The sequence below is a fragment of the Pseudomonas sp. JS3066 genome (assembly GCF_036328175.1).
Classification (GTDB): Bacteria; Pseudomonadota; Gammaproteobacteria; order Pseudomonadales; family Pseudomonadaceae; genus Metapseudomonas.
Map to the genome: position 1 here is coordinate 4,088,009 of NZ_CP143312.1, position 24,534 is coordinate 4,112,542.

The following is a 24,534-nucleotide window of genomic DNA, read 5'->3' on the forward strand; positions in this document are numbered from 1 at the left end:
CAGTGGCTCAAGGACGCCGGACCGATGGTCGCCGCCAGGTCCGGCAGGCCATTGCCTGCCGGCGGCAAGCCCCTGCCGCAGGATTGGTACACCAGTACTCTAAAGCCCAGAAACGACGGGCCTTCCCGCGAACTGGCCCGAATAATGCTGAACAGGCGGTCAGATCGCGCAGAGGAACTGCCATGACCACCATTTCCAATAACTCGGCCCTGGCCAACTATCTGGGTCTCGCCTCCAGGAGCAATGCCAGCAATACGGCCAACACCGCTACCACCGGCACCAGCACCGGCAAGACCGAGGAAAAGTCGACGACGCCCCAGGACCATATCGCTGAGCTTCGTCGCTATGCCAACACCCTGATTGCCCAGAGCCGCGGCGGCCTGTTCCGCGCCATGAGTGGCGGCGGCAGCGCCATCAGCGGCAGCCAGACCGGCAGTACCCGTCCTGCGGACACGACGCAGCCGAACGCCGACGCCAACAGGATCCAGCTTCCCGACGTGTCGGAACTGGACCGCGACGATGCGCTGAAACTCAAAGACAAGGTGCAGAAACTGATCGATGCCGGCTTCGACGAAAAAGACAGCGGCATCGGCTTCATCGGTTACGACGGCGACAAGCAGACCACATCCCTGACCACCTACCGCGACTGGTTGCAGGCCAAGGGCGGGGTCAGCATCTACGTCTGAGCGGGCACGCCGCTTATCGGCTGCACCCCCTCAGTCGGCAATGGACCATCGGCTGGCCACTAGACTCAAATTGTCCTGCGATTGCGGGACACGGAAGGGGCCTCTCCAGTCAATAATGACCCGGCTGCCGCGGCTCCTTCCATTGCTATCACGGCTCCCGTCGCCGCATATCGCTGTCGCTCCGGCCAGATGGTTGCCCACTTGCCAGAGGAGGACAGGTGATGGACGAATCCAGACTCAACGACTTCATGGGTAAGCTGGTAGCCGACATGGGTGGCGCGGCGATGCTCGCCAACATCATCCTCGGCGACGAACTCGGCCTCTATCGCGCCATGGCCGACAGCCAGCCGGTCAGCCCGGAAGAACTTGCCGCCAGAACCGGCTGTAACGCCCGCCTGCTGCGCGAATGGCTGAGCGCCCATGCCGCGTCCGGCTACATGGAACATGACAGCGGGCGCTTCCGCCTTCCCGAGGAACAGGCACTGGCCCTGGCGGTGGAGGACTCGCCGGTGTACGTGGCCGGCGGCGCTTCGGTCATCGCAGCCCTCTTCCACGACAAGGACAAGGTGGTAAAAGCCATGCGCGGCGATGGCGGACTGCCCTGGGGCGATCACCATCCCTGCATGTTCAGCGGCACCGAGCGTTTCTTCCGGCCTGGCTACCGTGCGCATCTGGTGGCCGAATGGCTGCCGGCGCTGGACGGCGTCGTCGACAAACTCAAGGCCGGTGCCAAGGTGGCCGACGTCGGCTGCGGCCACGGTGCCTCCACCGTGATCCTGGCGCAGGCATTTCCAGCCTCGCGCTTCGTCGGCTACGACTACCACGGCCCGTCCATCGAAACCGCTACCCAGCGTGCCAGGGACGGGGGCGTTGCCGACCGTGCCACCTTCGTCCAGGCCAGCGCCAAGGACTATCCGGGCGATGGCTTCGACCTGATCTGCTATTTCGACTGCCTGCACGACATGGGCGACCCGGTGGGCGCGGCCAGGCACGCCTGGCAGACATTGAAGCCCGACGGCACCGTGCTGCTGGTCGAGCCCTATGCGAACGACCAGCTCGACGACAACGCGACCCCGGTGGGCCGGCTGTTCTACTCGGCCTCCACCTTCATCTGCACGCCCAATTCGCTGTCCCAGGAAGTGGGCCTCGGCCTTGGTGCCCAGGCCGGCGAGGCACGCCTGCGCAAGGTGTTCGAAGAAGCCGGCTTCACCCAGTTCCGCCGGGCCACGGAAACGCCCTTTAACCTGATCCTGGAAGCCCGCAAATGAGGCACGCGGTGGACGGCGCTCCAGCCGTCCACCGCCGGCCAAACCGGAACATCTCCAAGAAAGTCCTTGTCAGACAGACAGTAATCTCGCTATTACGCTGAATCATGACTGCCGAATCTGTCCCGCAATAAATCCGTAACGTCGTAGTGCCCAGATAAGAAACACCGCCTCAACCTGCGCCATGGATCACGGCGCCCCGCATTCCGCCGCGTCGGCCGACCGGCCTTCCGGCATCGTTGCAAGGAAATTCCGAATGCCCAGAAGACAAGTCATCAATGCTCAGGTCAGCCCCAAGGGCGCCCTTGACACCCTCTCCCAACTGGAAGTGCATCAGCTCAGCGAAGCCGGTTCCGGCCGCATGTACCAGCTCTTCCGCCAATGCGCCCTGGCCATCCTCAATACCGGTGCGCATAGCGACAACGCCAAGACCATCCTCGACGCCTACAAGGACTTCGAAGTACGCATCCACCAGCAGGACCGCGGCGTACGCCTGGAGCTGATCAACGCCCCGGCCGACGCCTTCGTCGATGGCGAGATGATCACCAACACCCGCGAGATGCTGTTCAGCGCCCTGCGCGACATCGTCCATACCGAGAACGAACTGAAGAGCCGCCGCTTCGACCTGGACAGCTCCGAAGGCATTACCGACTACGTTTTCCATCTGCTGCGCAACGCACGCACCCTGCGCGCCGGCGTGGAGCCGAAGATCGTCGTGTGCTGGGGCGGCCACTCCATCAGCACCGAGGAGTACAAGTACACCAAGAAAGTCGGCCACGAGCTGGGCCTGCGCCACCTTGACGTCTGCACCGGCTGCGGCCCGGGCGTGATGAAGGGTCCGATGAAGGGCGCCACCATCGGACACGCCAAGCAGCGCACCCACGGCGGTCGCTACCTGGGACTGACCGAGCCCGGCATCATCGCCGCCGAAGCGCCCAACCCCATCGTCAACGAACTGGTGATCCTGCCGGACATCGAGAAGCGTCTGGAAGCCTTCGTTCGCGTCGGCCACGGCATCATCATCTTCCCGGGCGGCGCCGGTACGGCGGAAGAATTCCTTTACCTGCTGGGCATCCTGATGCACCCGGACAACCGGGATCTGCCTTTCCCGCTCGTGCTCACCGGGCCGAGGAGCGCCGCCGCCTACCTGGAGCAGCTAAACGCCTTCGTCGGGGCCACCCTGGGCGAAGCGGCGCAGAGCCGCTACAAGATCATCATCGACGACCCGACTGCGGTCTCCATCGAGATGGCCCAAGGCCTGAAGGCGGTCAAGCAGTTCCGCCGCGAGCGCAACGATGCCTTCCACTACAACTGGTTGCTGAAGATTGACGAACGCTTCCAGCACCCGTTCGAACCCACCCACGAGAATATGGCCAGCCTCGAGCTGCGCCGCGACCTGCCGCCCCACGAGCTGGCCGCCAACTTGCGTCGGGCATTCTCCGGCATCGTCGCCGGCAACGTGAAAGACAAGGGCATTCGCCTGATCGAGCAGTACGGCCCCTATGAGATCCACGGCGACGCCGCGGTGATGCGACCGCTGGACGAGTTGCTCAACGCCTTCGTCCGCCAGCACCGGATGAAACTCCCCGGCGGCGCGGCCTATGTGCCCTGCTACCGGGTGGTGCAGAGCCGCATGGAAGAACTGGCGGGCTGAAGGCCGGCAATTACTGTGGTTTTTTCGCGAGAGCGGGCAGCAGCCCGCTCCGAATTCGCGATTGAAATCGCTCCCGCAGGTTCCGCTTCCGAAGATCACTCCACCCAGGGCTTGAGCACGACCTTGCCGGAGGTCTTGCGTGACTCCAGCAGGCGATGCGCTTCGGCAGCCTGCGACAGCGGCAGCACCTGGCCGATCTGCAGTTGCAGGCGATTGCCAAGTACCAGACCGATCAGTTCGCCCACCGTCTCGGCAAGGATGTCCGGACGCTCGAAGTACTGGGTGATTGTGAAGCCCTGGATGCTGCGGTTGGAGAAGACCAGGTCACCGGTATCCAACTGACTGAGATGGCTACCGGCACCGCCGAATACCACCATGCGGCCGAACGGCGCGAGGCTCTTCAGCGCTGAAGCCAGGACATTTCCTCCCACCATCTCCATCACGATATCCACGCCCCGCCCACCGGTGAGCGCGCGTACCTCTTCTTCCCAGTTCGGCGCGGTGTAGTCGACCGCCGCATCGGCCCCCAGGTCCAGCGCCAGTTGGCGCTTCTCCGGCGTACTGGCGGCGGCGATCACCTTGCCGGCACCCATGATCTTTGCCAGTTGCACGATCAGCGAACCAACGCCACCGGCCGCACCTTCGACCAGGATGGTTTCGCCGGGCTGCAGTCGAGCGGCATCCTTCAGACTGCGCAAGGCGGTGATGCCCTGGACGAACATTGCAGTCATCTGCTCCGGCGACAGGCCGGGTGGCACCGGCACCAGCCCTGCAGCCGGTACCGCCGCGTACTGCGCATAACCGCCGCCCCCGGAGGCGGCGAACACCAGAGCGCCCACTTCGGGACTGCTGACGCCTTCGCCATGGGCCTCGACCACACCGACTATCTCGTAGCCGAGGGTAAACGGCAGCGGGCTTGGCTGCGGGTAGTTGTCACCACGTCGACGCATTACATCGGCGTAGTTCACCCCGACCGCCTCGACCCGCAGCAGCACTTCGCCCGGCCCCGGTTGCGGGGTGGGAACATCCTCATACACCAGTTGCTCCGGCCCGCCGGTCTGATGGAAACGTACGGCTTTCATGATTGGTTCCTGCATGGATCAAACGACCGGGAGGGCGGGCAAGCGAAGATCGCGACCGCCGGACAGCGCAGGCAGCATCTCGCTCGCCTGCTGGTGGGGAACACCCAGCTCGACAGTGCTGGCGGCGCTGAGGCGCGCGAACTGCTCTTCGCTGAGTTCAACCTTGAGGGCACCGAGGGTCGCATCGAACTGGGCACGGGTACGCGAGCCGAGGATCGGGATCATCGCGGTGCTGGCGCGGCGCGCCTTGTGCAGCAGCCAGGCGACGGCGACCTCGGTCGGGCTGGCGCCCTGCTCGGTGGCCACGGCGAACAGTGCATCGAGGATGGCGGTTTCGCGGGCGCTCTTCTCGGCATGCACCAGCATGCCCAGTTTGGCGGCACGGGAGTCATCGGAGCCGGAACGGTACTTGCCAGTCAGGAAACCACCGCCCAGGGGCGACCACTGGGTAACAGCCAGTCCCAGCGCCTCTGCCATTGGCAGCAGCTCACGGTCGGCGGTGCGTTCGGCCAGGCTGTACTCCAGCTGGATGCCGGCCAGGGGCGCCCAGCCACGAATTTCAGCCAGCAGGTCGGCACGGGCGATGCGCCAGGCGGGGAAGTTGGAAAGGCCTGCGTAGTGGATCTTGCCGGCGCTGACCAGATCATCGAAGCCGCGCAGGATTTCGTCCATCGGCGTCATGCCGTCGGTGATATGTGCCCAGAGCAGGTCGATATGGTCGGTCTTCAGGCGCTTCAGGCTTTCCTCCACAGCGCGGACCATGTTCTTGCGGTTGTTGCCAGTACGGGCGATGCCGTCCCCCGGAGTAGTGCCCAGGGTGTACTTGGTAGCGACGACGAAATCATCGCGCTGGGAGGCGATGAACTCGCCCAGCAGCACTTCGGCCTGCCCCGCCTGGTAGCCATTGGCGGTGTCGAAGAAGTTGCCGCCCGCCTCCACATAGCCGTCGAAAATCTTCTTCGCTTCGTCCCGCTCCGCGCCATGCCCCCAACCTGTACCGAAGTTGCCGGTGCCCAGTGCCAGTTCGGAAACGCGAAGGCCGGTGCGGCGGCCGAATGTGGTGTAGCGCATGGCGATCTCCTGCCGTGAGTTGTTTTGAATGATGGCCATCATATTGGAAAAAACCAACCTGACAACTCACGTTAGTCGATCAACCGGATAGACGATGGCTATCGGTCGCGAACGCACAGGCAATCCATCCCGGTCGCGGGATGGCGCGCTCGGGGCTAGGCTCTCCGGGACGCTCGACAGGGGGAAAAGCGCCATGCGATCCAGCCTCGCCAACGGCGTGTCACGCCGTGAAATCTGGGCCTGGGCGATGTTCGACTTCGCCAATTCCGGCTACACAACGGTGATCATCACCGCCGTTTTCAACGCCTACTTCGTCGCGGTGGTGGCGCAAGGTGAACCCTGGGGCACCCTGGCCTGGACGACCACCCTCGCCATCTCCTACGCCCTGGTCATTCTCACCGCACCGCTGATCGGCGCGTACGCCGACGCCACTGCGCGCAAGAAGCGCCTGCTCCTGTTCAGCACCCTCGGCTGCGTGGTGTTCACCTCAGCGTTGGCGCTCGCCGGACCCGGTGCCCTGGCCCTGGCGGTGTTGTTCGTGGTCCTGTCGAACTTCTGCTTCGGTACCGGGGAAAACCTGATCGCCGCCTTCCTCCCGGAGCTCGCCCGTGACGATGCGCTGGGCCGGGTTTCCGGCTGGGGCTGGGGCCTTGGCTACATCGGCGGACTGGTCAGCCTGGGTGCCTGCCTCGGCTACGTCAGCTGGGCCCAGGGACAAGGCCAGACGGCGGTGCAGTTCGTGCCAGTGTGCGTGATCATCACCGCCCTGCTCTTTGCCCTCGCCAGTACGCCGACTTTCCTTTACCTGAAGGAACGCAGCAGGCCGCAGCCAACCTCGGCAGGCGGGGCATGGACACGCTTTGCCCGAACGATGCGCGAGGCAGGACGCTACCGTGACCTGGTGCGTTTCCTGGCCTGCACGGTCTGTTACCAGGCGGGTATCGCCGCAGTGATCAGCCTGGCCGCCATCTACGCCAACCAGGTGATGGGGTTCACCACGCAGGACACCCTGCTGCTGATCTTCGTCGTCAACATCACGGCCTCGATCGGCGCGATGCTGTTCGGCTGGCTGCAGGATCGCATCGGCCATCGCCCCACCTTGGCGCTGACCTTGCTGGGCTGGCTGGCCATGGTCGGCATGATCTGGCTGGCCAGCGGCCCGGCAATGTTCTGGGCCGCCGCCAACATCGCCGGCCTGTGCATGGGCGCCAGCCAGTCGGCGGGGCGCGCCATCATCGGAGTGCTCGCTCCACCCACGCGGCTGGCGGAGTTCTATGGGCTCTGGGGCCAGGCGGTGAAACTTGCCGCCATCCTCGGCCCGATGACCTACGGCCTGGCCAACTGGCTATCCGGCGGCGACCACCGGCTGGCCATGTTGATTACCGGCAGCTATTTCGTGATCGGCCTGTTGCTTCTGGCCAGCGTTCGCCTGGAGCGCGGGCGACGCGCAGCGCTGGCCGGCTGAGGCCTTAGACGCCGAACCAGTTCAACGCCGCCGGGCTGGTGTTCAGGTAGAAATGCTTGAGCTCGCTGAACTCCTCCAGCCCGGCCCGCGACAGCTCGCGACCGATCCCGCTGGACTTGTAGCCACTCCAGGACGCCTGGGGAAAGGCAGCGTTGTAATCGTTGATCCACACCGTGCCGGCCCGTAGCCGACGGGCCACGCGATGGGCCTTGGCGAGATCGCGGGTCCAGACCCCGGCGGCGAGACCAAAGGGCGTGTCGTTGGCCAGTTGCAGAGCCTCGGCTTCGCCCTCGAAGCGCTCCACGGTGATCACCGGACCGAAGATTTCCTCGCGGGCGATGCGCATGGACGCCCGCACGTTGCCCAGCAGGGTGGGCTCAAGCCAAAAACCCTGTTCGAATCCGCTGCCCTGCGGAACCCGCCCACCGGCCAACAGACGGGCGCCTTCCTCCAGCGCGCCGTTCACCATGCCCAGGACCTGGTCGCGCCGGCTGGCAGAGATGACCCTCGCGGCGTTCCCGTGGGGTATGGATGCTCCTCAAGGATTTTCCGCCGTCTAGACTGCTTCCATTCCCACCGAAAGGAAGCGCCATGCCTGACGCCACGGAAGTCCTGCTCGATTTCGCCAGTGCCCTCGCCGTCGGCCTGTTGATAGGCGCGGAACGCGGCTGGCGTGAGCGCAACAAGGAGGCGCTACGGCTGGTCGCGGGCATCCGCTCCTTCGGTCTCACGGGTCTGCTCGGCGGGTTCGCCGCCTTCCTCGGCGAACAGTTCGGCACCGCAGTCTGGGTAGCGATCTTCGTCTGCTTCGCGGTGCTGGTGATCGCCTCGTACTTCGGCGAACTCTTCTATGTGGGCGACCTGGGACTCTCCAGCGAATTGACCCTGCTCATCACCTTTCTTCTCGGCAGCCTGGCAGTGGCTGGCTATCACACGCTATCCGCGTCCGGGGCGGTGGTCGTTGCGCTACTGCTGAGCCTCAAGGATGAGTTGCACAAAGCGCTCTTTCGTCTGCAGGAGGCGGAACTCTCGGCAGCTCTGAAGCTGCTGTTCATCTCGGTGGTGATGCTGCCGATCCTGCCGAACAAGGGCTACGGTCCCTGGGAAGTGTTCAACCCCTATGCCACCTGGTGGATGGTGGTGCTGATCGCAGCTCTGGGCTTTGCTGCCTACTTCGCCATCCGCCTGGTGGGGACGCAGCGTGGTTTGCTGCTGACCGCCCTGCTGGGTGGCACCGTGTCATCCACCGCCATGACCATTACCCTCTCCCATCTGCAGGAGCATCGCGCCCTACGTCCGTTGCTGGCCGCGGGGCTGCTGGCCACGTCAGCGTTGATGTTTCCCCGCGTCCTGCTGGAAGTCGGCGTGGTGAACTCCGCCTTGTTGATCCATCTGGCCTGGCCGCTGGGGCTGGCCGCGCTGGTCTATGCGGCCGGCGCCTTCTTCTTCTGGAGAATGGCGGCCAATGCCGAATCCCCCAATGCCGAACCACCTTTGAAAAACCCCTTCGAGCTGGGCCCTGCCCTGCGCTTCGCCGCGCTGCTGGCGCTGATCCTGTTCCTGGTGGAAGCGGCACGCCGCTACCTGGGCGATGTAGGCGTCTACCTGGTCTCGCTGCTCTCGGGCCTGACTGACGTGGATGCCATCACTCTATCCCTGGCGCGAGGCGCCAACCGGGAGCTGGGGGCGGAGGTCGCCGTGCGCGGCATTTTCCTGGCCGTGCTGAGCAACAGCCTGGTAAAGGCCGGATTGATTGCGGTGATCGGCGGCAAGGCATTGGCGCTGCGCACCTTTCCCTTTATCGGTGGAGGCCTGTTGGCGGGTACGGTGGCCTTGCTGATGTTCTAGGGATTCACCGCTTCAGGAACCCCTTCAACAGCTCGCCGACCCGCTCGCCCAACTCCTGATTGGCCGAGAGTTGCAGCCCTCTCGCCAGCTCGCTGTCCACCACCTGTTCCACCAGCGGACGCAATGCCAGCAGCTGCCGATTGAGGTCGTCCAGTTCGCTGACATGGGGCAGGCTGGTGGAAAGCAGCGGGTTGACCAGATGCTCGACGATCATCCGCACGATGCCGGCCGATACCGGCTCAACCTGGCGGCGGATGGCGGCGAACTGATCCAACAGTACATCCAGCGGAATACCAGAGCGGTAGAGCTGCACGCCAGCGCCGAATACTCGTGGGTTGAGCACCCGCAAGTGGTCACCGGCGAACTCGATCAGGCCCAATTCGCGGGCGCGGTCCATGTTGTCGTCGGTGAGGTCGGCACCGAACAGCGCCTGCACTTCGTCGAATCCCAGTCGCGTTGGCTCCACCAGGTTCCAGGCGCCAACGATGGCCTGCTCCAGCCCCAGCACGTGGGCGAGATCCCGACCCTGCTCCCAGGCGTCCAGCAGTTCGCGGATGCTGGCGATGCTGTAGCCGCGCTCCAGCAACTGGCCAATCAGCCTCAACCGCGCCAGATGCTCGCCGTTGTAGATGCCCACCCGACCGCGGCGCTCCGGCGGCGGCAGCAGGCCGCGATCCTGATAGGCGCGCAGATTGCGCACAGTGGTGCCGGCCTCGGCGGCAAGCTCATCCACCGTGTACTCGGCGTCTGGCGCGCCATTGGCCTCGGCGGACTGGGTGAGGAGCCTGGCCAGAAAAGAGGGGATATTTTTCATGGGCCGGATCATATCGCCGCCTCTCTTCCACCAACAACAGCGCCCGGAATGGCCCAACCATTGGCTGGACTTGTCATGCCACGCTGCACCGTGTAGCGCCTGGAACCATTCGGAACCGCTCTGATCCGGGGCTTTACAGCGTCAGGTAACGCGGTAACAGCCGTTTCGGCGAGTACGGCGAAGATATGGCCAGGGCCGGATTTCCTGTTCAAGAATGACTGTGACATCGAGTGATGTAACAGTCACGACACGGAGATCCACATGCCAACCCCCATTACCCAAGACCGCGCCGAGCCCTTCCAGCAGCACAGGCAGGTGAGCGCATGAACGCCCCCCTGCTGGAGCCCCAACGCTTTGCCGTAATGGGAGATGGCGTCGAACTGGCCGCTTACCGCTGGGGCAACGCTAACGGCCCGACCCTGCTACTGGTACATGGCTACCCGGACAATCACGCCGTTTGGCTGCCGCTGATCCGCGAGCTGGCTGCAGACCACCAGATCATCGCCTATGACGTGCGCGGCGCCGGCGCCTCGGACATCCCTCGCAAGACCCACGATTACCGCCTGGCCAGGCTGGCCAATGACCTGGAAGCGGTAGTCAGGGCCGCCAGCCCGGATCGCCCGGTGCATCTGGTGGCACATGACTGGGGCTCGATCCAGTCATGGGAAGCGGTCACCGAACCCCGAATCCAGCCGCTGCTGGCCTCCTACACGACGATCTCCGGCCCCTGCCTCGACCATGTGGGCCACTGGATGCGCGCCCGCCTGAAAGAGAAGCGCGTGAGTGCGCTCGGCCGCGTGCTCGGGCAGTTGGTCAGTTCCTGGTACATCGGTTTCTTCCACACTCCGCTGGTGCCGGAGCTGCTCTGGCGCGCCGGACTTGCACGCGCCTGGCCGGCCCTGCTGCAGCGGATGGAAGGGGTACGCGAAGCGCGTCCCAACCCGACTCAGGCATCCGATGGCCAGCACGGGGTCAAGCTCTACCGCGCCAACTTCATCACCAGCCTGTTCCGTCCGCGCCTGCGTCGCACCGATGTGCCGGTACAGCTGATCGTCCCTACACGCGACCGTTTCGTACGTCCGCAGCTTTTCCAGGACCTGCAGCATTGGGCTCCACGCCTGTGGCGCCGCGAAGTGGCCGCCGGGCACTGGCAACTGATGGCCGATCCCGCGCGCCTGGCGGGTTGGCTCCGTGAATTCGTCAGCCACCTGGAAAGTGATGACGCCAGCCGCGTCGTGCGGCTGGGTCTGCCCGTCTGAGGAACCTCCCGTGAACCAACAGCATCACCGCCTCGAACAGCGCAAGGTGCGCTTCGACTTCGCCGACACGCCGCTGCACTGGGTGCCGGGCGAGCCGGAGGCCTCGCACATCATGAATACCCTGCACCTGATTCTGCCGGCGGGAGAGTTCTGGTTTTGCCGGGTGTACAACAAGGCCTTGCCACTGATCACCGATGAGCACCTGCGCGAGGACGTGCGCGGGTTCGTGCGCCAGGAAGCGCAGCACGCCCGCGCCCATGACAGTGCGCTGGCGCCTTATCTGGAACGCCATGGCATCGATCCCTCGCCGTTCACCCGAGGCATCTACTGGCTGTTCGAGAAAGTGCTGTGCGACTACCCATTGGGCGAAAGCGCCATCACCCGCTGGCTGCAACCCTGGTGGTTGCGCCAGAGGGTCGGACTGATCGCCGCTGTGGAGCATTTCACCTGTGTGCTGGGCAACTGGATCATCACCACTCGGAGCCTGGACGATGCCGACCCGGTCATGCTCGACCTGTTGCGCTGGCATGGTGCCGAGGAAGTGGAACACCGCTGCGTGGCTCACGACCTGCACGTGCATCTCAAGGGCAGCCTGCTGATGCGCTGGTTCTACATGCTGGTGGCCAGCGGCGCGCTGATCTTCCTGTTCAGCCGCTCCATGCGCACGTTGATGCGCCAGGACCCGGCCACTCGCAACCACCGTGGCTTCCTGCGCTTGTGGCATGCCCTGGGCAAGCGCGACATGCTTCCGCCGATGGGTAGCATTGGCGTGGCGGTATTGCGGTACTTCAGGCCGGACTTCCACCCCCGTACCGAAGGTGACCTGCAAGTGGCGCTGGATTACCTGGCCAGTTCACCGGCCGCACAACGTGCGGCGGCGGAGGCGGGCTGAACTATAGGGACCAATTCATTCGCGATGCGAGTGGCACAGCGGCTGTGAGTAATCGCCCTCACCCCAACCCTCTCCTAGAGGGAGAGGGGGCTGCACGCGCATGCCTCTGGCCGGGTGATCATCCTGTAGGAGCGAATTCATTCGCGATGCGGCCCGCAGGGCTGCCGTAGGTTGGTGCCGAGCGTGCGATGCCCAGCGATCGGGCTCAACCTGCGGGACCTCAACCCTCTATCTGCTCATCCAGCAGCGGCAAACCGGCTGCCCGCTCGAGCAGGTCATTGGGAATACTCTTGCTCGCACGAGCGCCCAGGAGCTTGAGGTTTTCCACACGGCTGATCAGGTTGCCGCGACCTTCCACCAGCTTGTTGCGCGCGTTGGCGTAGGCCTTGTCGAGTTGTTGCAGGCGGCTGCCCATCTCGTCCAGGTCCTGGACGAAGGCGACGAACTTGTCATAGAGCGCACCGGCGCGTTCGGCGATCTCGCGGGCGTTCTGGCTCTGCCGTTCCTGGCGCCACAGGCTGTCGATCACCCGCAGGGTAGCCAACAGAGTGGTTGGGCTGACGATCACGATGTGCTGCTCGAAGGCTTCCTGGAACAGGCCCGGATCGGCCTGGAGAGCCGCGGCGAAGGCAGCCTCGATGGGCACGAAGAGCAATACGAAATCCAGGCTGTGTAGCCCTTCCAGACGCTGGTAGTCCTTCACCGACAGACCTTTCAGGTGACTGCGCAGGGACAGTACATGCTGCTTCAGGGCCTGGCTGCGGGTGGCCTCATCATCGGCGGCGATCAGCGTCTGATAGGCAGTGAGGCTGACCTTGGCGTCCACCACCACCTGCTTGTCCCCGGGAAGCTGGATCAGCACGTCGGGCTGGAAGCGTTCGCCCTCGGCGCTCTTCAGGCTGACCTGGGTCTGGTATTCCCGCCCCTTTTCCAGACCGGCGTGTTCCAGTACCCGTTCCAGCACAAGCTCGCCCCAGTTGCCCTGGGTCTTCTGGCCCTTCAGGGCACGAGTTAGGTTGGTGGCTTCGTCACCCAGGCGCTGGTTGAGCTGTTGCAGGCGCTCCAGTTCCTTGCCGAGGGAGAAACGCTCGCGCGCTTCCTGTTGATAGCTTTCCTCTACCCGCTTCTCGAAGGCCTGGATGCGCTCCTTGAGCGGGTCGAGCAACTGGCCGAGGCGCTGCTGGCTGGTTTCGGCGAAACGCTGCTCGCGCTCGTCGAAGATCTTCCCGGCCAGTTCCGCGAATTGCGCACGCAGATCATCACGGGCTGCCTGCAAGTCGCCAAGGCGCTGTTCGTGCGCCTCGCGCTGCTCGCGCAGTTCGGCTTCCAGGCCAGCACGGTCGGCGTCCAGGCGACGCAGTTCGGCATCCTTGCGCTCGCGTTCCTGGTTCCAGGCCAGCAAGGCTTCGCGGGCACTCTGGCGTTCCACGCCGAGCAATTCGGCCTCACGTCGCAGGGCGGCCAGCTCGGCCTGCTGGGCGGCATTGAGCTGGCTGAGTTCGCGGTTCTCGTCGCGGCTGTCGTCCAGTTGCACGGCCAGGCCATCCTGGGCCAGCTGGGCATTGGCCAGGCGCTCTTCGAGCAGGGTCTGTTCGGTTTGCAGGGTGGTGAGTTTGCGCTGCTGTTGCCAGGCCAGGCCCAGCAGGGGTACGGCGGCGGCCAGCAGGCCGATCAACAGGTTGGGGATATCTAGGGGCATGAGCGGCTCCGCGCTGGAATGCCGGGAGTATACCCAGCGGCGCGCGGCGCGATCAGGATTGCAGCGAGAGTCCGTTGAGCAGACGTTCGGCTTCGTGGGAACCCTGGGCGGCGGCCTGTTCCAGCCAGTGCCGGGCCTGTTCCGGCTCGTTGATGCGCGGCTGGCTGCACAGGCGACCCAGTTCGAGTTGCGCACGACGGTCGCCGGCGCGGGCGGCCTGGCGCAGCATGTCCAGGCCGATGCGGCGGTCACGCTGGTTGCCGCAATCGCGGCAGAGCATTTGCCCCAGGCGGCTTTGTGCCGCGACCACGCCTTCTCGCGCCGGTTGCTTGAGCAGGTTGCCGGCGATGCGCTTCACGCTTGGTGCCTGGCCCAGGCGCGGGTTGTCCAGCAGCCAGAGAGCGACTCGGGTCGGCAGGGTTTGCGGGTTGGCAACGGACTGGGCGGGGACGCGATACTTCATGAAACGGGGCAGGTAGCCGGAAAGGCGCGCAACTCTACTCCTTTTTTTTGACAGGTAAAGTCTTGCAATTGCCGCAGGTCGCGTTCTAGAGCAAGTGCTCGGGACAATCCACAGAACCTGTGGATAACTCTGTTAAGAAGATGCTCGAAACGTCACCAAGTGCTCATGGATCGTGGCCTGCGCTCAAACTGACGATTTTTTCACCAATTATAAAATTCCTTATTTTTCATGCAGTTACGTACAGGTCACTGAGAATCAAGCGCTTACGGAGCTTTTCGTGCGCGTTTTGCGAGCCTGCTTCCCAACTGTGCACAACTTCAAGCTGTCAAGACCTAACGCGCCCTGTTAAAGGGCATTTACCTCCGAAAAGCGCCTGGAACCTGTGTTGCACGGGCGTTCCAGACTGCGACGAATGGCAAGTAAAAGGGTCTGTGGAGCCCCTCCTGAAGCTGGCACGAACGTACTTCTGCGCCAACTCTGTGCACAAGTTTGCCCACGTCTTGTACGGATCCCTTTCCCGCAACCCCATGAAGGCTCTTAGAATGCTCGGCCTCCCCATCGAACGCGTCTGCCCATGGACAAGACCCGCATCCATCGCCTGATCCTCGACAAGCTCGCCGTCGACCTGCAACTGCTGCAGCGAGCGGCGCAGGCCGCCTACGAGGCGGCGACCCACGAGGAAAACATCGCCGAGAACAAGTACGACACCCTTGGCCTGGAAGCCTCGTACCTGGCCACCGGCCAGGCGCGTCGTGCCGCCGAGATCAAACATGCGCTGGGTCTGTTCGAAAACCTCAGCCTGCGCCCTTTCGACCCGGCACGCGGCATCCAGCTCAGCGCCCTTGTGCTGCTGGCGGCGGAGGACGGTAGCGAGCAACGGCTGTTCCTCGGTCCTGAGGCCGCTGGCCTGAAGGTGGTGGACGCGGGTGAGGAAATCACCGTGATCAGCCCTCGTTCCCCGCTGGGCCAGGCCTTGCTTGGCAAGGTCGAAGGCGCCGAGGTGACACTCACAATCGGCAATAGCCAGCAGACCTTCGAGGTGCTGGAGGTAAACTGAATCCTGCCGCCCAACGCTTCGGAGGCTCCATGGATCGCCCACGTCGCATCCTGCGCATCAGCTTCAATCCCCTGGTCCTGACCCTCAGTGTCGCCTTGGGCGTATGGCTCGGTTTCATCGCCATCGGCCTGACCACCTACCTCGGCTACCGGCTCTACATGGCCGATAACGAGGCGCCGACAGCCCAGGTCTTCACCCCGCCCCCTGCTCCACCACAGCCGGCACCTGCGCCAGTACCGCCAGGCCCGGGCGAAGAGCGTCTGCAGAAGTACGAAGAGAACTACAATGCCACCCAGCGTGCGGACAACGAACGCCTGGAACGGCTGGAGGATCAACGCCGACTGGACGACGCCAAGTGCCAGTTCTGGACCGAGCAGTACCGCAATGCACCGACCGAGAAGGCCAAGCGCAACATGGATCAGGAGTGCGGATAGGCGTCTCGTCAGATTCCATCGTGCCAGCCGACCAAAGGCAGCCGGCTTCAAGTGGTCGTCACAATGGCGCGGCTAGACTCAGGGCGTGCGCTTTCCACTTTGGCGCCAGAGGCGGTTTGCAATGGGTCCCGAAATCTTCATAGCCCTGATGATCATGGGTTGGCTGCTGGCAGCGGTCGCGTTGCTCTGGGCCATGCTCAGAATCTCCCACCATCACCACCATCACCACCATCACGGCCGGCCTTCGCCGCCCCACTCAGCCCGTTCGTTCCGGCGGCACAAGGCGAAGCACGCACCGGTTACTCCGCACTGACAACAAGTCCGCAATCACCTGACGGCAACCTTGTGGGAGCGAATTCATTCGCGAATGAATTCGCTCCCACAAATGTCGTGCATCGCACGGTGATCTTCGCCGCTCCATCGAAGGTTTTCCTGGCGCATTGCGGACATGAAAAGCGATATCCACTCGACAGATAGTCGCGATCTGCACCGATCTAGTGGAAATCCCGGCTTCTCACATCGAGACCGCTGAGCAGTGGCGTCAGGTCGCCAAGGCGCCGGGCGATGAGATGACGCACCCCCTCCACCGACTCCAGACGGCCATCCACTTGCAGCAGCTGTGAACCGACCAGCACGCGGCGCTGGCGCTCGGCCAGGTCGTGCCAGACCACCACATTGACCATGCCGAACTCGTCTTCCAGGGTCACGAAGATCACCCCGCTGGCTGTCTGCGGGCGCTGGCGGCCGACCACCAGGCCGGCAACGCTGGCGTTCCGTCCGTGCTCCAGTGTCAGCAGTTCCCGCGAGCTGCGGCAACGTCGCTTACGCAGTTCGCCGCGTAGCATGGCCATCGGATGCGGCCCAAGGGTGGTGCCCAGCGTGGCGTAGTCGGTCAGCATGTCCTCACTCACGCTGGGCAGCGGCAAGGGCACCTGTGTTTCCTCCTGCTCCGGAAGGTCGGCGAAGAGCGGCGCCTGCACCTCCACCCCGGCCACCGCCCAGCGCGCCCGGTGACGGTGCCCGGCCAGGCTACGCAGGGCACCGGAATCGGCCAGCAGTTCGCGGGCGCGGGCATCCAGACGGACGCGCTGGATGAGGTCGCCAACGCTACTGAACGGACTCGCCTGCCGTGCCTCCTCGATACGTCGTGCGTCGTCCTCACGAAATCCTCGCACCATGCGCAACCCAAGGCGGATGGCCAGATCGCTCCCCTGCTCCAGGGGTTCCAGGGAGCAGTCCCATTGGGAATGCCGCACATCCACCGGACGCACTTCGAGGCCATGCCGACGGGCATCCTGCAGCACCTGATCGGGGCTGTAGAAGCCCATGGGCCAGCTGTTGATCAGGGCGCAGGCATAGGCAGCCGGCTCATGGCATTTCAGCCAGCAACTGGCGTAGGTGAGCAGAGCGAAGCTGGCGGCGTGGGATTCGGGGAAGCCATAGCTGCCGAAGCCTTTGATCTGCTCGAAGATCTGGTCGATGAACTCCTGTTCATAGCCCTTGGCACGCATTCGCGACGTCAGGCGCTGGCGGTGGTGCTCCAGGCCGCCGTGACGCTTCCAGGCCGCCATGTTGCGACGCAGCTCGTCGGCCTCGCCTGGGCTGTAGTCGGCGGCGACCATGGCCAGTTGCATCACCTGTTCCTGGAACAACGGCACGCCCAGGGTGCGCTGGAATACAGGAACCAGTTCCCTGGATGGGTACTTCACCTCCTCCAACCCATTACGCCTGCGTAAGTAGGGATGGACCATGTTGCCCTGGATGGGCCCCGGCCGGACGATGGCGACCTGGATCACCAGGTCGTAGAAGGTCCTCGGCTTCAGGCGCGGCAGCATGGACATCTGTGCCCGCGACTCGATCTGGAATACGCCGATGGTGTCGGCGCGACCGATCATCTCGTAGGTGGCGGTGTCTTCCTTGGGCAAGGTGGCCAGGGTCCAGCGGGTGCCGCGGTAGTGTTCGATCAGGCCGAAGCAACGGCGCAGGGCACTGAGCATGCCCAGCGCCAGCACATCAACCTTGAGCAGCCCGACCAGGTCGAGGTCGTCCTTGTCCCACTGGATCACGGTGCGTTCGGCCATGCTGGCGTTCTCCACCGGGACCAGGCAGTCCAGCGGCGCTTCGGAAATCACGAAGCCGCCGGGATGCTGCGACAAGTGGCGAGGAAAGCCGATCAGGTCACTGGTCAGCGCCAGCACCCGACGCAACACCGGGCTCTCAGGGTCGAAACCCACCTCGCACAGACGCTCCGCCGAGGGCGCCTTATCGCTCCAGCTGCCACAGCAGTCGGCCAGCGCATTGACCTGGTCCGGCGGCAGGCCGAGGGCCTTGGCTACATCACGCACGGCACCGGCACCGTGGTAGGTGTTGACCACGGCGGTGAGCGCCGCCCTGCCCCGGCCATAGCGGCGGAACAGGTACTGGATGACCTCTTCGCGGCGCTCGTGCTCGAAGTCGACGTCGATATCCGGCGGCTCGTTGCGTTCCCGGGACATGAAGCGCTCGAACAGGAGTTCGGTGAAACCACAGGGGTCCAGCTCGGTTATCCCCAGGGCGAAGCACACCACCGAGTTGGCCGCCGAGCCTCGCCCCTGGCAGAGAATGTGCCGACTGCGGGCGAACTCGACGATGTCGTACACCGTGAGGAAGTAGCTCTCGTAACCCAGCTCGCCGATCAGCGCGAGCTCCTTCTCCACCAGCGCCCGCGCCTTCGGCGGCACACCGTCCGGCCAGCGCTTGAGTAAACCTCTCTCCGTTTCGTTGCGCAGCCAACTGCCCGGGCTGTGACCTTCCGGCACCAGCTCGCGGGGATACTGATAGTTCAGTTGTCCGAGGTTGAAAGCACAGCGGTGGGCGATGCGTACCGATTCGGCCAGCAGGTGGGCCGGGTACAGGCTGGCCAGCACCTCGCGGCGGCGCAGGTGCCGTTCGCCATTGGGAAAGAGCCGGTAGCCGGCATCCGCCACCGTACAGTGATGGCGCACGGCGGTCATGCAATCCTGCAAGGCCCTGCGGCCTCGGGCATGCATATGCACATCGCCGGTTGCCACGGGTGGGATGCCAAGGCGCTCGGCCAGGGCCAACAGGCCCGTCAGGCGGCTGGCGTCGTCCGCGCCCTGGTGCAGCTCCACTGCCAGCCACAGGCGTCCGGGGAAGCACTGGCGCAGCCAGAGGCCTTCGGAATCGTCGTTTTCCCGCTCGGGTATCCAGAGGGCCAGCAGGCCGTCCATGGGTGTAGCCAAGTCACCACGCAGCAGTTGGTACTCACCCTTCTTCGCCCGTCGCCGGGCCTGGGTGATGAGACGGCAGAGGTGCTGGTAGCCCGTCAGGTCTTCCACCAGCAGCACCAGCCTGGGCCCGCCTTCGACGCGCACTTCGCTGCCGATCACCAGGGGCACTCCGGTTTCCCTGGATGCCTGCCAGGCACGCACGATGCCGGCCAGGGTGCACTCGTCGGTGATCGCCAACGCCTCATAGCCATGATCCTTGGCGCGCTGGAACAGCTCGCTGGCACTGGAAGCCCCGCGCTGGAAACTGAAGTTGGACAGGCAATGCAGCTCGGCGTAGGCGCTCATGCGAACCAACCCTGCAGCAGCAGCGGTCCCTCCCCGTTCACCAGGCGGAAGGCCCAGCCGCGCTGGCCGTTGCGGGTTTCCACCAGGTAGTAGTCGCGGCGTATATCGCCACCATCCCACCAGCCGGACTCGATCCGCTCGGGGCCGGCGAGAATGCGCACGGACGACTCCCGCAAGGCCACGGGCTCGCGCAGCAGCCAGCCGGGGCGCGGTGGACCGGGCAGGAGCGGTGCCTGCAGTGCTTCGGCGCCCAGTTGCCAGGCGCATTCGGGACGGTGATCGGCACGGGCCGCCAGGCTATGCACCGCTTCGTCCCCCAGGCGTGCGCGCAGGCGTTCGCGCAGTTGCTCCCAGGGCAGGGATTGCTGCGGGCGCTCGTCGAACAGCTCACGCCGTTCCGGCACGAAAGCCGGCAAGTCCTGTGCCTGCAGGCGGAAGGCGCGCACCGGTGCAGGCACCTGCAACTGCTCCAGGCGCCCACGCGCCAGCTCGAAGAGCATGGCCGCCTCACGTTCGGCACTGAGCAGCCCCACCGGCACCGGGGTATCGGCGAGATCACGGTGTTCCAGATAGAGCGTGAAGCGCTGCACGCCGCTGTCGCGCCCGGCGAGGAAAGCAGCCAGGTCGGCAGTGAGGCGGCGCAGGGGGAAGAGCAGCGCCTGATGGGACTCCACTTCGAAGTTCAGTTCGATGCGCAGGTCGAACTCATCCGGCGGCCGGTAATACTCCAACGCCAGCGGACGATCGCCGAGCAGGGTGTCGACGTGCTGCAACACATCGACAGGAAAGCGTCGGGCCACGGTATCCCGTGGTAGCGCCAGCACCTGTTCCAGATTGCGCAGGCCCATGCGGGCGAAGGCGGTGGCGGTTTCCCGCGTCAGCCCCGCGCGATCCACCGGCATGCGCCCAAGCGCCTCGCGCAGATCATTCTGGCTCGTTACCGCCAGGCCATCGTAGGCATTGGCAAGCATCCGCGCCGCCGCCGGATTGGGCGCAGCGACGATGCGATGACGAAAACCTAGAGCCTCCAGTTCCCGCCGTAGCCGTGCCTCGAACCGTGGCCAGGGACCGAACAGGGCGAAGCTGGATTCCACCTCCAGCAGCAGGCAACGCGGGTAGCGCAGGCTGACCTGGGAACTGAAGCGATAGGCCCAGGCAGCGAGCAACTGCTGCCAGCGCTCAACCTCAGTCGGGTCGTACTCGACCAGAGCGAAATCACGGGTCAGGACATGCGCAGCGGTGAGCGACTGGCCAGGGCGCAACCCCAGTGCCCTGGCCGCCGGATTGAGTGCACGCAGCATGCGGCGCTGTGGCGTGCCGGTCACCAGCGCCAGGGGCGCTTCGGGGTCGGGATGGCCGCGCAGCACGCCATCCAGCGCCAACTGCGGCAGCAATATGCAAGCCCAGCGCATGGCCGCGTCATCGAGCCAGGGCGATGGGGGTCGCCGATGGAAGGCCGCCCCGGCACTTGAGCACCCGCAATTGCGCCGGCCATCCGTCGACGGCGATGCGCAAGGCCGCCGGCGAGGGGTTCAGGGCGGCCTCCAGGGGGCGATAGGCGAAGGCCAGCGTCTGGCCGGTTTCCGCGGCCACCTGCAAACGGCGCAGGGCGCGATCATCGACCTGCTGCGGCCAGCAGAGCACCGCACCGCAACTGCCGGAACGCAGGCATTGCTCGGCCGCCCAGAGGGCATCGCGCCCGCTCGCCTCCACCAGTGCCAGCCAGCGCAGGTCCACGCCTGCCGCCTGCCAGGCCTGTGGATAAGGAATATGCGGTGGCGCCACCAGCACCACGCGCTCGGCACTGGCGGTCAGCCGCGCCAAGGTGGGCCAGAGCAGGCGCAACTCACCCAGGCCCGTGGCTGGAGTGAGGATTTCGCTGAGTGCGGCTTCGGGCCAGCCACCGCCGGGCAGGACCCGATCCAGGGCGGCCAGGCCGGTGGGCTGGCAGCTGCCGGACAGCAACGCGCCGGGCTGGCCTTTCCAGACCCGCCGCTCATTGAGCAGGGCATCGAGGGCAACGACAGCGCCCATCAGCTCCACTCACTGGCAGAAGAGAAAAACGGCAGCCCCGGGGCGGGGCTGCCGAAAGGGCCAGGAACAATCATCAAGGCCATTGGGGGAAATCCTACGAATACTGTATTTATATACAGTAAATCGCAGAGACTTCCCACGGTCAATTCGGAAAAGACAGAAGGCCTGCGAAAGCACGAACTTCCCGCAGGCCAGATGCCCTTCCCGTCATTTCACGTAGTGATTACCCCAGCGCTCGGCCTGGCGCACCGACTGCTGACGCAGGGTGGTGGCACCTTTCGCCTGTTCGGCGGCCGCGGCGATCTCGTCGTCGATGATCTTCGTCGACAGTGACAGCCAACTGGTGGCGAACGCCATGGCGTCGCCGTTGATCTCCAGGGCGTTCAGGTCGATGTTGGCGGTGGTGTCGCAACCCTGGTGGTAGCACGGATCGAAGGGCTGGCCGGCAGCGCCGCCATACTTCTGTGCCTGCTCCTCGCTCTTGATATCTTCGGCGCCCGTGAACAGGCCACCGAAGGGGATGCCCACCTCGAAGAACTGTGCATAGTCGGAGCGGAAATCGATCTGGGTACCTTCGAAGGGCTCGCTGCGAAGCTTGAAGTAGGCCTCGAACAAGCGCTCGATGGCAGCAGAACCTGCCGGACCCGGCAGGCCAAAGGAGGAACCGTCGCCGTCATAGATGAAGTTGCCGAAGTTCGGCGAACCGATCATGTCGAAGTTCAGGTAGGCCTTGATCTTCTTCCGCTCCTCATCGCTCAGGCTGTTGACGTAGAACGTCGAGCCCACCAGCCCCGACTCCTCGGCGCCCCACCAGGCGAAACGCACCTTGTTCTGCGGGTGCGCCTTGCGCAGCAGTACGGCCATTTCCAGCAAGGCCGCGCTGCCCGAGCCGTTGTCGTTGATACCTGGCCCCTCGAACACCGAGTCCAGGTGCGCGCCGGCCATCACCACGTTCTTCGGATCGCCACGCCGGGTCTCCGCCACCAGGTTGAAGGTTTGTGTCTTCTCGCGAATCACATCCGCGACCATGCGCAATTGCAGGCCAGGAGTCTGGGACCAGGCCACGCCGTTGTCATAGGTGGCGAACAGCACCGGGATGCCACCCTCGTAGGTGTCTCCCAGGGTGACGTTCTCAAGGCCCTTGCGGTCCTCGGTGTTGCCCTGGTTGAAGATGATCACGCCCGCCGCACCTGCAGCCGCGGCATTCTCCGCCTTCAGCTCGAAGTTGCAGCTGCCGCGTTGGACCAGAGCGATGGCGCCGCTGGGAAAGCCAGCGAAATCTTCCGCCTCGCAGCCGCTGGTGGAGGTATTGCCGGCCCCGAGGGACAGGTCCACCGCCACGACCGGCGCGCTGACATCACCGGGGTCGGTCTGCGACAGGTAGTTGAAGTCCTCCTCCCAGACGTAGTCGGCCGGCTGCGGCACCAGTGCCTGCAGGGTGCCCGGTCCCTTCGGGAAGAAGGCGGTGAAGGGGAAGGGTTGAACCCGCACCTGGTAGCCGGCGTGTTCCAGCGTCTTCTTCACGTAATCGATCGAAGCCTGGTAGCCCGGCAGGCCGGCCGCGCGGTTGCCATCGTTGAGCGTGGCGATGTCCTGCAACTGCTGCAGGCGGTGCATCACATTACCCGCCTCCAGACAACGCGGCAGGCCCAAGGGCGTACCGACCAGCAAAGGCGATTTGCAAATGGCGGGGTTGGGTTTGCCGGGACTCCAGAATTCGCCGAAGGCATCGCCATCGGCAGCCGGCGCAGCAAGGGTGGAAGTTGAAGCGGCAAGAAACAGGGAACCAACAACACGTCTGACGTTGTACTTGTGGGTCATGACTTCAATCCTTTTGAAGTTGTTGTAGGTGGCCTGCCATGGCATTGCGCCACTGTCCTGTACGGCTTCCTCGGGGGCAGACCTAGGAGAACAGACTGGCGCAAGGTCATTCGGTTCTTCCGAGTGCGTGTAAAAAACGTGCAGTTTGTCGCCTTTTACGAGGAAGATCGCAGGAGATACGCCATCAATTAGCCAGCAAACGGATGGCCACCTCGCATCACTCAAACTTCGGGGAATGCACAGGCTCTATGCTGTAACCACTGCCCGCGACAGGACCCCGCACATGTGTGGACGCTATGTCAGCCCCTCCGAGCGTGCCATCGAAGACTACTGGCATATCGGTGCCCGGGACTCGGGACGCTGGATCCAGAGCTTCAATGTTGCGCCCACTACCCAAGTGCCCTTATTGCGCCTTGACCGGCAAGGCGAACTGGAGCTGATTCCCGCACGCTGGGGACTGATACCGTCCTGGTGGACAGAGGAAAAGCCTCCACTGCATGCCGTCTTCGCTCGCAGTGAAGAAGCCGCCAGCAAGCCGCTGTGGCGCCAGGGCTTGCGCAGCCAGCGCTGCCTGATGCCCGCCCAGGGCTGGTATGAATGGAACCCCCAGGAGCAAGTACGCAATGCCCGCGGCCGCCTGGTACATCAGCCCTACTACCTCTACAGCCCGAACGACCCGATGCTGGCGATTGCCGCCATCTGGGCCTCCTGGACAGGCCCGGACGGACAGGAAGTCATCTCCTGCGCCCTTCTCACCCGGGATGCAGCGCCCTCCATCAGCGCCATTCACAACCGCATGCCCGTAATACTTCCCCAGGAGCAGTTCAGTCCGTGGCTCAGCCCCGGCACCAAGGAGGAACAAGTTCACCAAGCCATCGGCCAGGCGCGCGGAGATTTCACCGGGCACGCGGTTTCCACACGTGTGAACAGTGCACAGAACGATGATGAGCAGTTGATCGAGGCGATTGCCGAACCCGAATCCTGAGCTGGAGACAGCCCGAGCCTATTCGCCAGCTACCAGCCGCAATCGCACGGGGGCCGGTAGTCGGCTGTCGATGTACGAATAGAGAGTCGCGTACGCACTGATCGCAATGCGCTCGCACAGAATGAGCCGCGTGAATTCCGCCATCTGGTCATCCGACCATGGGACTGCTGCTTCTTCCAGGAAGGCCACCATGGCGATGTGCGCGGCAGATACGTTGAGCGAGAGCTGACGCAGCTCCGCCCAGTAAACCGGTTCGATCACGAATCGCTCCTGGTGCATCACATAGCCAGATGCACCTAATTAGCGATAGCGCACCCGACATCAATGTTCCAGGGAACTGGCAAAATTCTGACGGAGAACCACATTCTTCGAATCGGCCTCTCCTTCTCCCCGTCGCCTAAGGAAAAACGGGAATACACTTATCCGGGAC

Annotated in this window: 21 protein-coding genes; 10 read left to right on the forward strand and 11 right to left on the reverse strand. The window is 64.4% G+C overall.

Annotated elements, in window-relative coordinates:
• Positions 1-182: 182 nt before the first annotated feature.
• From SA496_RS19235 to ppnN, 3 genes are all read left to right on the forward strand, one after another.
• On the forward strand, positions 183-686 hold the full coding sequence (locus SA496_RS19235; protein WP_120655004.1) for a hypothetical protein: 504 nt from the start codon (positions 183-185) through the stop codon (positions 684-686).
• Positions 687-907: 221 nt separating this feature from the next.
• Positions 908-1,954: a class I SAM-dependent methyltransferase gene (locus SA496_RS19240; protein ID WP_120655003.1), complete on the forward strand. Its 1,047-nt coding sequence runs from the start codon at positions 908-910 to the stop codon at positions 1,952-1,954.
• 253 nt (positions 1,955-2,207) lie between these two features.
• A complete protein-coding gene (gene ppnN / locus SA496_RS19245) occupies positions 2,208-3,605 on the forward strand; it encodes a nucleotide 5'-monophosphate nucleosidase PpnN (RefSeq protein WP_120655002.1) in 1,398 nt (465 codons plus the stop codon).
• Positions 3,606-3,700: 95 nt separating this feature from the next.
• Here the strand turns inward: ppnN and SA496_RS19250 are convergent, their stop codons facing one another.
• Positions 3,701-4,687 carry a quinone oxidoreductase family protein gene (locus SA496_RS19250; RefSeq protein ID WP_330114319.1) on the reverse strand — a complete coding sequence of 329 codons (987 nt, stop codon included), beginning with the start codon at positions 4,685-4,687 and terminating at the stop codon, positions 3,701-3,703.
• A gap of 18 nt (positions 4,688-4,705) precedes the next feature.
• Positions 4,706-5,758, reverse strand: a complete 1,053-nt coding sequence (locus SA496_RS19255; protein ID WP_120655000.1) for an aldo/keto reductase — start codon at positions 5,756-5,758, stop codon at positions 4,706-4,708.
• Between the two features lie 193 nt (positions 5,759-5,951).
• Here SA496_RS19255 and SA496_RS19260 point away from each other — a divergent pair, with 193 nt between their 5' ends.
• Positions 5,952-7,223: an MFS transporter gene (locus SA496_RS19260; protein WP_330114320.1), complete on the forward strand. Its 1,272-nt coding sequence runs from the start codon at positions 5,952-5,954 to the stop codon at positions 7,221-7,223.
• 4 nt (positions 7,224-7,227) lie between these two features.
• On the opposite strand, the gene SA496_RS19265 is transcribed toward SA496_RS19260, so the two are convergent.
• On the reverse strand, positions 7,228-7,752 hold the full coding sequence (locus SA496_RS19265; RefSeq protein WP_330115658.1) for an aldehyde dehydrogenase family protein: 525 nt from the start codon (positions 7,750-7,752) through the stop codon (positions 7,228-7,230).
• A 62-nt stretch (positions 7,753-7,814) separates the two neighbouring features.
• On the opposite strand from SA496_RS19265, the gene SA496_RS19270 reads away from it, so the two are divergent.
• Complete coding sequence (locus SA496_RS19270; protein WP_153920938.1) at positions 7,815-9,071, forward strand: MgtC/SapB family protein; 1,257 nt, start codon at positions 7,815-7,817, stop codon at positions 9,069-9,071.
• Positions 9,072-9,075: 4 nt separating this feature from the next.
• Here the strand turns inward: SA496_RS19270 and SA496_RS19275 are convergent, their stop codons facing one another.
• Positions 9,076-9,885 (reverse strand): MerR family transcriptional regulator, encoded by an 810-nt coding sequence (locus SA496_RS19275; RefSeq protein WP_153920936.1) that lies wholly within the window; start codon positions 9,883-9,885, stop codon positions 9,076-9,078.
• A gap of 323 nt (positions 9,886-10,208) precedes the next feature.
• On the opposite strand from SA496_RS19275, the gene SA496_RS19280 reads away from it, so the two are divergent.
• Both SA496_RS19280 and SA496_RS19285 read left to right on the forward strand, forming a co-directional pair.
• Positions 10,209-11,144, forward strand: coding sequence for an alpha/beta fold hydrolase (locus tag SA496_RS19280; protein WP_153920934.1), 936 nt, complete (start codon positions 10,209-10,211; stop codon positions 11,142-11,144).
• A gap of 10 nt (positions 11,145-11,154) precedes the next feature.
• A complete protein-coding gene (locus SA496_RS19285; protein ID WP_120654996.1) occupies positions 11,155-12,036 on the forward strand; it encodes a metal-dependent hydrolase in 882 nt (293 codons plus the stop codon).
• A 220-nt stretch (positions 12,037-12,256) separates the two neighbouring features.
• Here the strand turns inward: SA496_RS19285 and rmuC are convergent, their stop codons facing one another.
• Both rmuC and SA496_RS19295 read right to left on the reverse strand, forming a co-directional pair.
• Positions 12,257-13,621: a DNA recombination protein RmuC gene (rmuC, locus tag SA496_RS19290; protein ID WP_178123548.1), complete on the reverse strand. Its 1,365-nt coding sequence runs from the start codon at positions 13,619-13,621 to the stop codon at positions 12,257-12,259.
• A gap of 166 nt (positions 13,622-13,787) precedes the next feature.
• Positions 13,788-14,198 (reverse strand): tetratricopeptide repeat protein, encoded by a 411-nt coding sequence (locus SA496_RS19295; RefSeq protein WP_120654994.1) that lies wholly within the window; start codon positions 14,196-14,198, stop codon positions 13,788-13,790.
• Between the two features lie 574 nt (positions 14,199-14,772).
• On the opposite strand from SA496_RS19295, the gene SA496_RS19300 reads away from it, so the two are divergent.
• Together SA496_RS19300 and SA496_RS19305 are read left to right on the forward strand one after the other, a co-directional pair.
• Positions 14,773-15,255, forward strand: a complete 483-nt coding sequence (locus SA496_RS19300) for a GreA/GreB family elongation factor (protein WP_120654993.1) — start codon at positions 14,773-14,775, stop codon at positions 15,253-15,255.
• 29 nt (positions 15,256-15,284) lie between these two features.
• Positions 15,285-15,689, forward strand: coding sequence for a hypothetical protein (locus SA496_RS19305; RefSeq protein ID WP_330114321.1), 405 nt, complete (start codon positions 15,285-15,287; stop codon positions 15,687-15,689).
• Between the two features lie 494 nt (positions 15,690-16,183).
• Here SA496_RS19305 and SA496_RS19310 read toward each other — a convergent pair whose 3' ends face one another.
• The 4 genes from SA496_RS19310 to SA496_RS19325 all read right to left on the reverse strand — a co-directional run bounded on the left by SA496_RS19310 (position 16,184) and on the right by SA496_RS19325 (position 23,119).
• The gene (locus tag SA496_RS19310; protein ID WP_330114322.1) at positions 16,184-19,264 is read right to left on the reverse strand and encodes an error-prone DNA polymerase; all 3,081 of its coding nucleotides are present in this window, start codon (positions 19,262-19,264) and stop codon (positions 16,184-16,186) included.
• Positions 19,261-20,676, reverse strand: coding sequence for a Y-family DNA polymerase (locus tag SA496_RS19315; protein WP_330114323.1), 1,416 nt, complete (start codon positions 20,674-20,676; stop codon positions 19,261-19,263). Before SA496_RS19315 ends, SA496_RS19310 begins: the two co-directional genes overlap by 4 nt.
• 7 nt (positions 20,677-20,683) lie before the next feature.
• Positions 20,684-21,298 (reverse strand): translesion DNA synthesis-associated protein ImuA, encoded by a 615-nt coding sequence (gene imuA / locus SA496_RS19320; RefSeq protein WP_120654988.1) that lies wholly within the window; start codon positions 21,296-21,298, stop codon positions 20,684-20,686.
• A gap of 207 nt (positions 21,299-21,505) precedes the next feature.
• Entirely contained in the window at positions 21,506-23,119 is a 1,614-nt protein-coding gene (locus tag SA496_RS19325) for a M28 family metallopeptidase (protein ID WP_153920926.1), read from the reverse strand.
• A gap of 283 nt (positions 23,120-23,402) precedes the next feature.
• Here SA496_RS19325 and SA496_RS19330 point away from each other — a divergent pair, with 283 nt between their 5' ends.
• Positions 23,403-24,104: an SOS response-associated peptidase gene (locus SA496_RS19330; protein WP_153920924.1), complete on the forward strand. Its 702-nt coding sequence runs from the start codon at positions 23,403-23,405 to the stop codon at positions 24,102-24,104.
• An 18-nt stretch (positions 24,105-24,122) separates the two neighbouring features.
• On the opposite strand, the gene SA496_RS19335 is transcribed toward SA496_RS19330, so the two are convergent.
• Positions 24,123-24,365 (reverse strand): hypothetical protein, encoded by a 243-nt coding sequence (locus tag SA496_RS19335; RefSeq protein WP_153920922.1) that lies wholly within the window; start codon positions 24,363-24,365, stop codon positions 24,123-24,125.
• Positions 24,366-24,534: the final 169 nt, after the last annotated feature.